We start from the raw sequence: 13618 nt of genomic DNA, 5'->3' as shown, positions 1-13618 counted from the left end.
GAAGAGCGTTTTGAGCTGATGAAGGATACCTATAAGGTACAGAAATAAAATATTGGACAATGTAAGGGAAGTGACTTAAAGATGAATTCTTTTTGTCACTTCTTTTGTCAGGATACCGATCAGAAGACCGGTGACCACGCCGGAGATCAGAAGTACAGGCGCGTAATAAAGAAGACTGGTGTTTTCCACGATCAGGGCAGCTACCATCAGCTGACCGATATTGTGGGACACGCCTCCTGCCACGCTGATGCCGAGAATGCTGAAGCCGGAGCTTTTTTTCATAAGAGTCATGACAAAGAGGCTTAAAGCTGCTCCTGCCAGACTGTAGATAATGGTGAACATATTTCCGAAAAGAAAACCGATCACAACGATGCGCACTGCAGATACCACAGCGGCTTCTTTCCAGGTATAGGTTTCAAGGATAAAGAGAACGGCAAGATTTGCCAGCCCCAGCTTGATTCCGGGGATTCCCGCAAAAAACGGGAACAGGGACTCCACATAGCCGAAAATGATGGCTACAGCGGCAAACAGTCCGAGATATGCAGTTTTTTTATTGTTCATAGCTTATACTGCCGTGTCAAATTCCGGAGAAGCTTCTTCGGAGCCAGCGGCTTTTACTCCTTCTATTACAACTTTATTGGGAAGGCACACAATGGTCCCGCCTGAGTTTCCTACAGCTTTCTGGCTGATGCAGAGATGGTCGGGACAGTCTGCCTCTGTCATTTTGATTTTTCCATTTTTGATTTCGCAGACATTTGTATCGCCAATGGCGATCACCTGGTCCTTTGCAAGGGAATAGGTTCCGTATTCCAGACCGTTTACAGTGATACGGACAGAACCGTAGTCGCCTTTACGCATCAGGAACATGCCGCCCCAGAGGGCAAGCGCAGTAATCAGGATTGCTGCGATCATGATCAGATCTTTTTTTTTCAATTCAGAATCCTCTTTCTTTATCATCATTGGTTAAAGTGGTTTCCGGTTCGGAGCAGGATAAATCCTGCAGTTTGGTGTTTATCATAGCATAAGGCACAAAATATGACAAGCCCTGAAGTTAGATGATAAAAACACAGCGCGGATTACGGGAAAAAGGAGAGGGTTTCCTGTGTCTGCAGCTATGAAGGGGTAATATCAGGGGCTGCGCTGTCACCGGAGGTGATCGGGAATGCATTTTGATTAGGTTGCTGTAAACGGAATGAACAGCAACAATATTCAGGGACTGCGGGCAAAAAATTCATTGTTTTCCATGTGAGAAAGTGATAGAATAGAATAGATTAATTGTATTAACCTAATTACGGAGGATTCCGTAAAGAAGATTTTATATAAAATAAAGACAAACAGGAGTATATTATGAACGTGTTTTCAAAAGTATTCGGGACGCACAGCCAGCGTGAGGTAAAACGTATCATGCCGCTGGTAGAAAAAACAGAGGCTCTGCGCCCGGAGATGCAGAAATTAACTGATGAAGAACTGAGAGACAAAACAAGAGAGTATAAAAGACGCCTGGAGGAAGGGGCGACCATCGACGATCTTCTTCCGGAGGCTTTTGCCACAGTGCGCGAGGCAGCCAAGCGTGTTCTTGGAATGGAGCATTACCGTGTCCAGATCATCGGCGGTATCATCCTTCATCAGGGACGAATCGCGGAAATGAAAACCGGTGAAGGTAAAACACTCGTATCTACACTTCCGGCATATCTGAATGCTCTGGAGGGCAAGGGAGTGCATATTGTTACTGTCAATGACTATCTTGCAAAGCGAGATGCAGAGTGGATGGGTAAGGTTCACGAGTTCCTTGGTCTGACTGTAGGCGTTGTACTGAACGACATGAAGCCGGAGGAGCGCCGGGCTGCCTATGGCTGTGACATTACCTATGTGACAAATAACGAGCTTGGTTTTGATTACCTTCGTGACAACATGGTTATTTATAAGGAACAGCTTGTACAGAGAGATCTGCATTACTGTATCATCGATGAGGTTGACTCTGTTCTCATTGACGAGGCCCGTACTCCTCTGATCATTTCCGGCCAGAGCGGAAAATCCACCAAGCTTTACGAAGTGTGCGATATTCTTGCGAAGCAGCTGGAACGCGGTGAGGCAAGCCATGAGATGACAAAGATGGCAGCCATCATGGGTGAAGAGGTTGTTGAGACAGGAGATTTTGTTGTAAATGAAAAGGACAAGATCGTCAACCTGACTGAGCGCGGTGTGAAAAAGGTTGAGAAATTCTTTAATATTGAAAACCTTGCTGATCCGGAAAATCTGGAGATCCAGCACAATGTTATTCTGGCTCTCCGCGCCCACAACCTGATGCACAGGGATCAGGATTATGTGGTAAAAGACGATGAGATCCTGATCGTTGATGAATTTACCGGACGTATCATGCCGGGCCGCCGCTATTCTGACGGACTTCATCAGGCTATTGAGGCCAAGGAGCATGTAAAGGTAAAACGTGAGAGCAAAACTCTTGCAACCATTACTTTCCAGAACTTCTTTAACAAATATACCAAAAAAGGCGGTATGACAGGTACTGCGCTTACTGAGGAAAAAGAGTTCCGTGATATTTACGGAATGGACGTTGTTGAGATCCCTACCAACAAACCGGTACAGCGTAAAGACCTGGAAGACGCTGTTTATATGACAAAAAAAGAGAAATTCAATGCGGTTGTTGAGGCTGTCAAGGAGGCCCATGCAAAACAGCAGCCGGTTCTTGTAGGTACGATTACTATTGAGACTTCTGAACTTCTCAGCAGAATGCTGCGCCGTGAAGGAATCCAGCACAGCGTGCTGAATGCCAAATTCCATGAGCAGGAGGCAGAGATCGTTGCTCAGGCCGGACAGGCAGGAGCGGTAACCATTGCTACCAACATGGCAGGCCGTGGTACAGATATTAAGCTGGATGATGTGTCAAGAGAGGCCGGCGGTCTGAAGATCATCGGTACTGAGCGTCATGAATCCAGACGTATTGACAACCAGCTGCGAGGACGTTCCGGCCGTCAGGGAGACCCGGGCGAATCCCGTTTCTACATTTCCCTGGAAGATGATCTGATGCGTCTTTTCGGTTCCGAGCGTCTGATGAAAATCTTTACCTCACTTGGCGTTGCAGAGAACGAGCAGATTGAACACAAAATGCTTTCCAATGCTATTCAGAAGGCACAGGAAAAGATTGAGTTCAACAACTTTGGTATCCGTAAAAATCTTCTTGACTATGACCAGGTAAATAATGAGCAGCGTGAGATTATTTACAAAGAGCGCCGTCAGGTACTGGACGGAGAGAATATGCGTGATTCCATCTATAAGATGATCACAGATATTGTGGACAATACTGTGGACAGATGCTTCTCAGATGATGTGGACGCGGTAGAATGGAACCTGGATGAATTTAACTCCATTCTTCTTCCGATCATTCCGATCCAGGCTCTTACTCAGGAAAAAGTAAAGGGCAAGAAGAAAAATGAGATGAAGCATATTGTCAAGGAAGAAGCTGTGAAGCTTTATGAGGCAAAGGAATCTGAGTTCCCGGAACCGGAGCAGCTTCGTGAGCTTGAGCGAGTGGTTCTTCTGAAATCCATTGACAGTAAGTGGATGGATCATATTGACGACATGGAAATCCTCCGTCAGGGCATCGGCCTTGTAGGATACGGACAGAGAGATCCGGTTGTTGAGTATAAGATGAGCGCTTACGATATGTTCAATGAAATGACAAACAGCATTCAGGAGGATACAGTCCGCATGCTGTATCATGTTCATGTTGAACAGAAGATCGAGCGTGAGCAGGTGGCAAAAGTAACCGGAACAAATAAAGATGATTCCAGCGCCCGCAAGCCTGTTCAGAGAAAAGAGGACAAGGTTTATCCTAATGATCCGTGTCCCTGCGGAAGCGGCAAAAAATACAAACAGTGCTGTGGACGTAAGGCAATGAAAGCATAAGAACAGAAGGGCTGTCAGAAATTCACTGAAAAAGAGAATCTGGCAGCCCTCTTTTGTTTTTCAGGGACTGAAGGAGTTTGAGTCGGACTTGTCCGCTTTGCTTATGACAGGAGATTTGATATTATGATAAAAATTGACTTGATTACCGGCTTTTTGGGAGCGGGAAAAACAACTTTTATAAAAAAGTACGCCTCCTATCTTTTAAAACAGGGACAGAACATCGGAATCATAGAAAATGATTTTGGTGCAGTGAATGTGGATATGATGCTTTTAAAGGAACTGGAAGGAGAAAACTGTGAGCTGGAAATGATCGCAGGAGGATGTGACAGAGAGACACACAGAAGAAGATTTAAAACAAAACTGATTGCCATGGGAATGTGCGGATATGACAGGGTGATCGTTGAGCCTTCCGGGATCTTTGACGTAGATGAGTTTTTTGATACACTTTATGAGGAGCCGCTGGATCGCTGGTATGAGATTGGGAATGTGATCGCAGTGGTAGATGGGGGACTGGAAGAAAAGCTTTCGGATCAGGCAGAATATCTGCTGGCATCAGAGGCGGCGTCCGCAGGCTGTGTGGTTTTGAGCAGGTGCGATGAGGTTTCAGAAGAACAAAAAAGAGCAGTGACAGAGCATCTGGAGAGGGCAATAGAAAATGTCCGCTGCAGACGAACATTTGAGGAACAGATTTTTTCAAAAGACTGGGAAAAACTGACCGATCAGGATTATGACCGACTGCTGAAGTGCGGATACCGCTCCACAGCCTACGAAAAAAAGCACTTTTCAGAGGAAAAATTTACTTCTCTTTATTTTATGAATCTTGCATTTCCTGCAGAAGAGCTGGCCTGCAGGTCAGAAAAGATCATGGCTGATCCGGACTGCGGATCTGTTTTTCGAATCAAAGGATTTGGCAAAAACAGGGAGGGACAGTGGATGGAAGTGAATGCTGCCCGTGGAAAAGCCATTCTCCGGCCGATAAGTGAAGGTCAGGAAGTTCTGATCGTTATCGGTGAAAAACCTGTAAAGGAAAAAATCGAAGTATATTTTGCAGAATGAGAGTTCATAGACACGTGTTTTTATGAATGACAGTTAAATTTTTTGCTTTTTACTTAACATCTGTTCAGTTGTGAGAAGATGTTCCCTCTGCTATGATAAAAGCAGCAGAGGCCGATGCGAAAAAAGCAAAGGAGAGCATTTATGAGAATAGGTGAAGTTATCAGAACATACAGAAAAAACAGAAATCTGACTCAGGAGGAAATGGCGAGACGCCTTGGCGTTACTGCTCCGGCGGTAAATAAATGGGAGAATAATGTTTCTCTGCCGGATATTACGCTTCTTGCTCCAATTGCAAGGGTGCTGGAGACAACGCCGGATACGCTGCTGTCTTTCCGGGAGGAGCTTACACAGGAAGAGGTTAATGCAATCGTTCAGGAGGCGGACGGAAAATTTCAAAAGGTAAGTTTTGAGGAAGCTTTTGATTTTTGCAGGAAAAAGATCTGTCAGTATCCCGGATGTAGCAGGCTGATCCTTCACCTTGCCATGGTACTGGACGGCTGGAGGATCCTGAAGGGAATCCCGGATTCGGAAAAAATGAAAGAATACGACCGGGAGCTCCTGGGATGGTATAAGCAGGCGCTGGAAAGTGAAGATTCAGAAATCCGAGAACGGGCGGCTGATGCACTGTTCAGTTATTATTACCGTAATGAGGATTATGAGAAAGCAGAAGCCTGTCTGAAATATTTTTCCCGGATGGACCCGGTGAAAAAAATCCATAAGGCACAGCTCTGTGAAATAAAGGGAGACCGAAACAGTGCCTTTAAAGAATATGAAGAACTGCTTTTTCAGACAAATAACGTAGCGGAAATGACTCTGGGCGGTATATTTATGCTGGCAGAAAAGCAGGGGGATCTTCAGAAAGCCAGAATGATCACAGAAAAAATGACAGGGCTTGCAGAGCTTTTTGAAACCGGAGAATATCATAAGATTTCTGCGCAGATGCAGATTTCCCTTATGGAAAAAGACAGAGAAAAAGTCAGAGATTGTATGAAAAAATTAATAGATGCCGTAGAGGAACTGGATGCATACAGAAATTCGGCGTTGTATGAACATATGGAATTTAAGGAGCTGAGTCCGGAATTTGCAGACCAGATGAAAGCTACTTTATCCGAAAGCTTCCGAAAGGATCCGGTATACGGCTTCGTATTTGAGGAGGAATAACCGTGGGAAAACACACAAAAATTTTATTTACAGATCTGGATGGTACGCTTTTAAATGATCAGAAGGAAGTAACTGCAGGAAATCAGGCTGCTATTGACTGGGCACTGGAACAGGGGCATAAGATTGTGGTAACAACAGGAAGACCCCTTGCCAGCGGCGTTCATATTGCAGAACGGATCGGACTTACCAGAGAAGGCTGTTATGTGACCGCATTTAACGGCGGTCAGATTTATGATCCTTTTCATAAAAAGACCATTTACGGAAAAACAATTTCAACAGAAGTGGCAAAGCCTTTATTTCAGGAAGCATTGAACAGAGGACTTCATGTGCAGTCCTATTCTGATACCAGTGTGCTCGCAATGGAGGATCGCCCGGAGCTGCATTATTATATAGACAGATCCACCGTTCCTTACGAGATCGTGCCGGATGTGGATGCGGCATTTCCTTTTGATCCATACAAGATCCTTCTGGTAGGGCTGGACAATCGCTCGGAACTGGAAAAATACCAGAGAGAATGTGTGGACCCGCTGAAGGGAACGGTGCGAAGCTTTTTTTCTACAGAGTATTATCTGGAGGTGGCACCAGAGGGTGTATCAAAAGGATTTGCAGTAAAATGGATGTGTGATCATCTGGGTATCCCGCTGGAAAATTCTGTGGCTGCCGGGGATGCTCCTAATGATGTGGAAATGCTCCAGGCGGCCCATGTGGGAGCAGTTATGTGCAACGCCTATGAAGGTATGGCTGAGCATGGCAATTATGTGACTGAACGGGATAATAACCATGACGGAGTTGCAGAAATTATTGAACATTTTCTGCTGAACGCATAAGGAGATTTTGAACAGGAGGAAAATATGGATCTGAAAACCCTGAAATCTGTTCTGGAAATAGGAGAGACTATTGCAGTAGAATTTAAACGATGTGGAAATGGAATTGAATCAGATACATATGAAAGTGTCTGTTCTTTTCTTAACCGATTTGGTGGAGATATTTTTCTGGGGGTACTGGATGACGGAACTGTTTGCGGTATCTCGCAAAATGCAGCTCAGGATATGATAAAAAATTTTATCAGTGTGATTGGAAATCCGTCGATGTTTTCTCCGACAGTGTATTTGTCGCCGGAAATATTGCAGGATGAGGTGGGTAATACGATTATCCATGTTCATGTTCCGCCAAGCGCCGAGGTGCATAGCTATAAAAAGATTATTTATGACAGAGTGGAAGATGCTGATGTGAAAGTAACAGCCACAGGTGCAATAGCGCAGATGTATATCCGTAAACAGAATGTTTTTACTGAAAAGAAAATTCTCCCGTATGCAAATTTGACAGATTTAAGGCTTGATCTGCTTCCGAAAATACGTTTGATGGCAAAAATCATGCGGGCGGCAATCATCCATGGGTATCAATGAGTGATATGGAATTGCTGAAAAGCGCAGGACTATATGGACGTGATATGGTAACGGGGGAAGAAGGATTTAATCTTGCGGCAATTATGTTATGGGAAAGGATGATGTGATATTAAATATATCTCCGGCTTATGTGACAGATGCAATTGTACGTAAAGTGAATAAAGATCGTTACGATGACAGAGAAATTATTAAAACGAATCTGATAGAGAGTTATGAACAATTGCTGGAATTTGGAAAAAAGCATCTTCCGGATAAATTTTTTCTTGAAGATACGGTTAATATAAGTCTCAGGAATATTATTATCCGTGAAGCGGCTGCAAATACTCTGATGCATCGAGAATATTCCAGCACCTATACAGCAAAATTTGTTATTGAAAAGGACTGCATGTATGTAGAAAATGCGAACAGAGCTGTTAAGGCTAGATATATTACAGTAGATAATCTGGAACCGAATCCGAAAAATCCTTTAATTGCTGCTTTCTTCCGAAATATAGGATATGCAGAACAGCTTGGCTCAGGAGTAAGAAATTTGTTTAAATATTCAACTCTGTATTCAGGAAAACAGCCGGAGTTTAAAGAAGGTGATGTATTCCGGATAATTGTTCCACTGGATGAAGCTTATTCGTTTGATATTGCCGCAAAGCAAAGAAATGCCGATAAAGTGTCAGAGAGTGCCGATAAAGTGTCAGAGAGTGCCGATAAAACTGTTTATAAAGATTTTTTGATTCCGGATAAAAATGGAAAATCATCGATATCGATAGAGAAAGAAACATGGACGGATCAGGAAAAAATTCTTATGGCTTATCTTTGTGAATATGATAAAATTACGTCCGGAAAAGCAGGAGAATTGTTAGGCGTAAAACAAAGAAGAGCAAGAGCCATTTTAAAAGAAATGGCAGACCGAAATATTTTATCAAAACAGGGTGCTTACAGAAATACTGAATATATCCTGAAAAAAGGTGATGAGAGATATTAGCGAAAATCATGTATATATAGCCATTGATCTGAAGTCCTTTTACGCGTCTGTGGAATGCCGGGAGAGAGGACTGGATCCCATGAAAACAAATCTTGTGGTGGCAGACGCCAGCCGTACAGAAAAAACCATCTGTCTGGCAGTATCTCCATCCATGAAGGCATATGGTATCCCGGGCCGTCCCAGACTTTTTGAGGTGGTACAGAAAGTAAAAGAAGTCAATGCCAGAAGGAAAAAGCTTGCTCCAGGAGGAGAATTTTCCGGTTCTTCTTATATGGCAGAGGATCTGGAACGATATCCGGAGCTGGAGGTCAGTTATATTGCCGCCCCGCCCCGGATGGCTTTTTATATGGAATACAGCACCCGGATCGTGGACATTTATCTGAAATATATTGCAATGGAGGATATCCATATTTATTCCATTGACGAGGTCTTTATTGATGCCACACACTATCTGAAAAGCTACGGGCTTACTGCCAGAGAACTTGCCATGAAGATGATCCGTGACGTACTGCAGACAACCGGGATCACAGCAACGGCAGGGATCGGCACAAATCTTTATCTTTGCAAGATCGCCATGGACATTGTGGCAAAACATATCGAACCGGATGAGTACGGAGTACGGATCGCAGAGCTTGATGAAATGTCCTACCGGAGGCTTTTGTGGGATCATCAGCCGCTGACGGACTTCTGGCGTGTGGGAAAAGGCTATGAGAAAAAGCTGAAAGCAAACGGCATGTTTACCATGGGAGACATTGCCAGATGCTCTCTGGGAGGCCCGGGGGATTTTTATAATGAAGATCTTCTTTATGAGCTTTTTGGCATTAATGCAGAGCTTCTGATCGATCATGCCTGGGGATGGGAGCCCTGCACGATCGCAGATATCAAAGAATATAAGCCGTCCACCAACAGCATTGGATCCGGACAGGTACTGCCCTGTCCCTATACCTTTGAGCAGGCGCGCCTGGTGATCCGGGAAATGACGGATCTTCTTGTCCTTGATCTGGTGGATAAGCGGCTGGTCACAGATCAGCTGACGCTGACGGTGGGGTATGATATCGAAAATCTGACAGATGCCGGTCGGAAAAAGGATTATAAGGGTGAGATTAAGGTGGACCGCTATGGCAGAAAAATTCCCAGACATGCTCATGGAACAGTAAATCTGGACAGTCAGACTTCTTCTACAAAGAAGATCACCGATGCGGTGATGGGACTTTATGACCGGATCATGGACAAAAAGCTTCTGATCCGCCGGATGTATCTGGCTGCCAATAAGGTAGTGCCGGAAACCGCAGTAAAACAAAAGGAAACCTTTGAGCAGCTGGATCTTTTTACAGACTATGAAGCCCTGGAAAAGCAAAGGCAGAAAGAAAAGGAACTTCTGGAAAGAGAGCGTAAGATGCAGCAGGCCATGCTGGATATCAAGAAAAAATTTGGAAAGAACGCTATATTAAAGGGAATGAATCTGCAGGAAGGGGCTACTGCCAAAGACCGTAATTCCAGGATCGGAGGGCATAAAGCATAAATAAGATGAAAAATTATTTTGGAGAAAGTCATAAATATGATGATATCATCCATCTGCCCCATCATGTGTCAGATAAACGGCCGCAGATGCCTGTTCTGGACCGGGCGGCTCAGTTTGTGCCGTTTGCCGCGCTGACCGGCTACGGAGAGGCGGTAAAGGAAACGGCAAGGCTGACAGAACGCCGGATCCAGCCAGATGAGGAAGCTTTGGACATCCTGAACCGGCGTCTGGAATTTATCAAAGAGCATATCGGTGAGCATCTGGAGGTTTCCGTCTGCTTTTTCCGCCCGGATCCTCGCAAGGAGGGCGGCGCATATGTGACGGTAAGCGGAACTGTAAAAAAGCTGGATGAATTCCGCCATAGGCTGATCCTTACAGATGAGACAGAAATCCCTTTTGAGGATCTGTGGGAGATCGTATTTATGGATACCGCCCCTTGACCATAAAAGGAGGAAGGCGGTACAATAGGGTATAAATCACAATCGAAGGAGGAAATGGCAATGTTGGAGATTGGAACAAAGGCACCGGATTTTACGCTTCCGGATCAGAACGGTGACATGCATACACTGGAAGAATACAGAGGGAAAAAAGTTATCTTATATTTTTATCCCAGAGACAATACACCGGGGTGCACCAAGCAGGCCTGTGGTTTTGGAGAGCTTTATCCTCAGTTTACAGAAAAGGGTGCGGTTGTACTGGGAGTCAGCAAGGACAGTGTGGCCTCTCACAAAAAATTTGAGACAAAATACAACCTGCCTTTTACACTTCTTTCTGATACAGAGCTTACCTGTATTCAGGCGTATGATGTGTGGAAAGAAAAAACATGTACGGCAAAAAGACTATGGGTGTCGTGCGAACCACCTATCTGATCGATGAAAAGGGCATGATCGTTAAGGCATTTGGAAAGGTAAAGGCTGCAGAAAATCCGGCACAGATGCTGGGAGAGCTTTCTTAAATGAAGATCATCATATCACCTGCGAAAAAAATGAATGTGGATACGGATACCTATGGAGTGACAGGGCTTCCGGTATTTCTGGAGGACACAAAGATTCTGATGAAAGAGATCCAAAAGCTGAGTTTTTCCGATGCTCAGGCGTTATGGAAATGCAATGACAAGCTGGCTGAACTGAATTACGCACGTTTTCAGGAAATGGATCTGGAGAGGAACCTTACGCCGGCAGTGCTGACCTATGAAGGTCTCCAGTATCAGCATATGGCTCCTGAGGTTTTTTCAGAGGGAGCGCTTACATATATAGAAGAAAACCTCCGGATCCTGTCCGGATTTTACGGAGTCCTGAAGCCTTTTGACGGTGTGACGCCCTACCGTCTGGAAATGCAGGCAAAGCTGTCCGTACACGGAAAAAAAGACCTTTATGATTTCTGGGGAGAGCGGCTGTACCGGGAACTGACAGATGGAGATCATCTGATCCTGAATCTGGCATCGAAAGAGTATGCAAAGGCAGTAGAAAAATATCTGACGCCGGAGGACCGGTTCATCACAGTGGAATTTGGAGAGTGGAAAAACGGAAAAGTAAAGCAGAAAGCAACTCTGGCAAAAATGGCAAGAGGTGAGATGGTGCGTTTTATAGCAGAAAATCGCATTCAGGATCCGGAAGAGATCAAGGCCTTTCATGAATTGGGATTTTCCTGTGAAGAAACGCTGTCTGATGAGAAGAAATTCGTTTTTATTGCAGGATAATTCCCCAAAAAACAAATTACCCGTTTCATTTCATCTGCTTTTGATGTAAAATAAAGGCAGTATCGAATAAACAGTTGAAGGAGAGAAATCACTATGATCAATTGGAAAAACTTTGACAGTCTTGCTTCTTATAAGGAGATCGCTGATGTAGAACGTGTGAATCTTGCAGAAGCAATGACAGGTGCAAATGGAGCAGAGCGTGTAAAAAAATACAGTGTTCCTATGGCAGCAGGCATGGCTTATAATTATGCTGCCAAGCAGGTAGATGAAAATGTTCTGTCAGCTCTTGAGAAGCTTGCAGAGGAAGCACAGCTTACAGAGAAATACAAAGCCCTGTATAATGGTGAGGTCATTAATACAGGTGAGAAACGTCTTGTCCTTCATCAGCTTACCCGCGGACAGCTGGGCGATGCAGTTGTTGCTGATGGTGTAGATAAGCGGGCTTTTTATGTGGAACAGCAGGATAAGATTGCAGAATTTGCCAATAAGGTTCATGCGGGAGAGATCACAAATGCCGCAGGAGAGAAATTTACAACTGTTGTTCAGATCGGTATCGGCGGAAGTGATCTTGGTCCTCGGGCAATGTATCTTGCATTGGAAAACTGGGCTAAGAAAAACAATACATTTAAAATGGAAGCAAAATTTATCAGCAACGTAGATCCGGATGATGCGGCAGCAGTACTGAATTCTATTGACGTTGCACATTCTATTTTTGTACTTGTTTCCAAATCAGGAACTACTCTGGAGACTCTTACTAACGAGTCCTTTGTGAAAGACGCACTGAAGAATGCTGGTCTGGATGCATCCAGACATATGATCGCAGTTACCAGCGAGACTTCTCCTCTGGCAAAGAGCGACGACTATCTGGCAGCTTTCTTTATGGATGATTATATCGGAGGACGTTTTTCTTCCACATCTGCAGTTGGAGGCGCAGTATTATCTCTGGCATTTGGGCCGGAAGTATTTGCACAGTTCCTGGAAGGGGCAGCAGAGGAAGACAAGCTTGCCATGAATACAGAGCTTCGTGAGAATCCGGATATGCTGGATGCTCTGATCGGTGTATACGAGCGCAACGTACTTGGATATCCGGCGACTGCAGTGCTTCCGTACTCTCAGGCACTGAGCCGTTTCCCGGCACACCTGCAGCAGCTTGATATGGAATCCAATGGTAAATCTGTAAACCGTTTTGGCGAGCCGGTAGATTATGTGACCGGTCCGGTGATCTTCGGTGAGCCAGGAACCAATGGACAGCATTCCTTCTATCAGCTTCTTCATCAGGGAACAGATATCATACCGCTTCAGTTTGTTGGATTTAAAAACAGCCAGATCGGTACAGATGTTGTGATCCAGGGAAGCACAAGCCAGCAGAAGCTCTGTGCAAACGTAGTGGCTCAGATCGTTGCTTTTGCATGCGGCAAGGCAGATGAGAACCGCAACAAAAACTTTGAGGGCGGACGCCCGTCCAGTATTATTGTGGGCGAGTCTCTGACACCTCAGGCTCTTGGAGCACTTCTGGCACACTTTGAGAACAAGATCATGTTCCAGGGATTTGTATGGAATGTAAACAGTTTTGATCAGGAGGGCGTACAGTTGGGCAAAGTTCTTGCAAAACGTGTTCTTGCACATGAGACCGACGGAGCTTTAAAGGAGTTCAGTGATCTTCTGAACATCTGATTGAAACAGTCATTAACCTAAAATTTGATTTGATAAAAAACAGGCAGAGGCAGTTTGAATGTGTAGGGGCACAGGATACTGTCTCTGCCTGCTTTTACCGCTCAGGGCAACCGCATAAAAATATCCATTTAGAGAAATATTTCCCTAGATGGATATTTTTAAATGTTTTCCACAATTTTCTCAAAAATCAATTCCTGTGG

General features: G+C 44.6%; 12 protein-coding genes and 1 pseudogene. 11 read left to right on the top strand and 2 right to left on the bottom strand.

The genetic code is table 11. The features are described 5' to 3' along the window. Nucleotides 1–75: 75 nt before the first annotated feature. Together QVP40_RS12760 and QVP40_RS12755 are read right to left on the bottom strand one after the other, a co-directional pair. Complete coding sequence (locus QVP40_RS12760; protein ID WP_022068775.1) at nucleotides 76–561, bottom strand: Gx transporter family protein; 486 nt, start codon at nucleotides 559–561, stop codon at nucleotides 76–78. A 3-nt stretch (nucleotides 562–564) separates the two neighbouring features. Continuing rightward, nucleotides 565–933 (bottom strand): NusG domain II-containing protein, encoded by a 369-nt coding sequence (locus QVP40_RS12755; RefSeq protein WP_022068774.1) that lies wholly within the window; start codon nucleotides 931–933, stop codon nucleotides 565–567. A gap of 414 nt (nucleotides 934–1347) precedes the next feature. On the opposite strand from QVP40_RS12755, the gene secA reads away from it, so the two are divergent. The 11 genes and pseudogenes from secA to QVP40_RS12700 all read left to right on the top strand — a co-directional run bounded on the left by secA (nucleotide 1348) and on the right by QVP40_RS12700 (nucleotide 13418). Further along, nucleotides 1348–3924, top strand: a complete 2577-nt coding sequence (secA, locus tag QVP40_RS12750) for a preprotein translocase subunit SecA (protein WP_022068773.1) — start codon at nucleotides 1348–1350, stop codon at nucleotides 3922–3924. Nucleotides 3925–4047: 123 nt separating this feature from the next. Then, complete coding sequence (locus QVP40_RS12745; protein WP_022068772.1) at nucleotides 4048–4980, top strand: GTP-binding protein; 933 nt, start codon at nucleotides 4048–4050, stop codon at nucleotides 4978–4980. Between the two features lie 141 nt (nucleotides 4981–5121). Beyond that, entirely contained in the window at nucleotides 5122–6141 is a 1020-nt protein-coding gene (locus QVP40_RS12740) for a helix-turn-helix domain-containing protein (RefSeq protein WP_022068771.1), read from the top strand. A 2-nt stretch (nucleotides 6142–6143) separates the two neighbouring features. Next, the gene (locus QVP40_RS12735; RefSeq protein WP_022068770.1) at nucleotides 6144–6968 is read left to right on the top strand and encodes a Cof-type HAD-IIB family hydrolase; all 825 of its coding nucleotides are present in this window, start codon (nucleotides 6144–6146) and stop codon (nucleotides 6966–6968) included. A gap of 24 nt (nucleotides 6969–6992) precedes the next feature. Further along, entirely contained in the window at nucleotides 6993–7547 is a 555-nt protein-coding gene (locus QVP40_RS12730; RefSeq protein WP_022068769.1) for an AlbA family DNA-binding domain-containing protein, read from the top strand. A gap of 88 nt (nucleotides 7548–7635) precedes the next feature. Further along, complete coding sequence (locus QVP40_RS12725; protein ID WP_022068767.1) at nucleotides 7636–8523, top strand: ATP-binding protein; 888 nt, start codon at nucleotides 7636–7638, stop codon at nucleotides 8521–8523. After that, complete coding sequence (locus tag QVP40_RS12720; RefSeq protein WP_022068766.1) at nucleotides 8510–10045, top strand: Y-family DNA polymerase; 1536 nt, start codon at nucleotides 8510–8512, stop codon at nucleotides 10043–10045. The genes QVP40_RS12725 and QVP40_RS12720 overlap by 14 nt, the downstream gene beginning before the upstream one ends. Before the next feature lie 5 nt (nucleotides 10046–10050). Then, nucleotides 10051–10485, top strand: a complete 435-nt coding sequence (locus tag QVP40_RS12715; RefSeq protein ID WP_022068765.1) for a hypothetical protein — start codon at nucleotides 10051–10053, stop codon at nucleotides 10483–10485. 60 nt (nucleotides 10486–10545) lie between these two features. Beyond that, a pseudogene (locus tag QVP40_RS12710) lies at nucleotides 10546–11000 on the top strand (peroxiredoxin). After that, nucleotides 11001–11744, top strand: coding sequence for a peroxide stress protein YaaA (gene yaaA, locus QVP40_RS12705; protein WP_022068762.1), 744 nt, complete (start codon nucleotides 11001–11003; stop codon nucleotides 11742–11744). Nucleotides 11745–11837: 93 nt separating this feature from the next. Beyond that, nucleotides 11838–13418, top strand: a complete 1581-nt coding sequence (locus tag QVP40_RS12700; RefSeq protein WP_022068761.1) for a glucose-6-phosphate isomerase — start codon at nucleotides 11838–11840, stop codon at nucleotides 13416–13418. The last annotated feature ends 200 nt before the right edge of the window (nucleotides 13419–13618 follow it).

It is taken from the genome of Blautia sp. CAG:257 (genome assembly GCF_000433815.1).
GTDB lineage: Bacteria > Bacillota > Clostridia > Lachnospirales > Lachnospiraceae > Blautia_A > Blautia_A caecimuris.
Note: the sequence above shows the minus strand (reverse complement) of the source record. Positions and strands in the feature narration are given on the sequence as shown.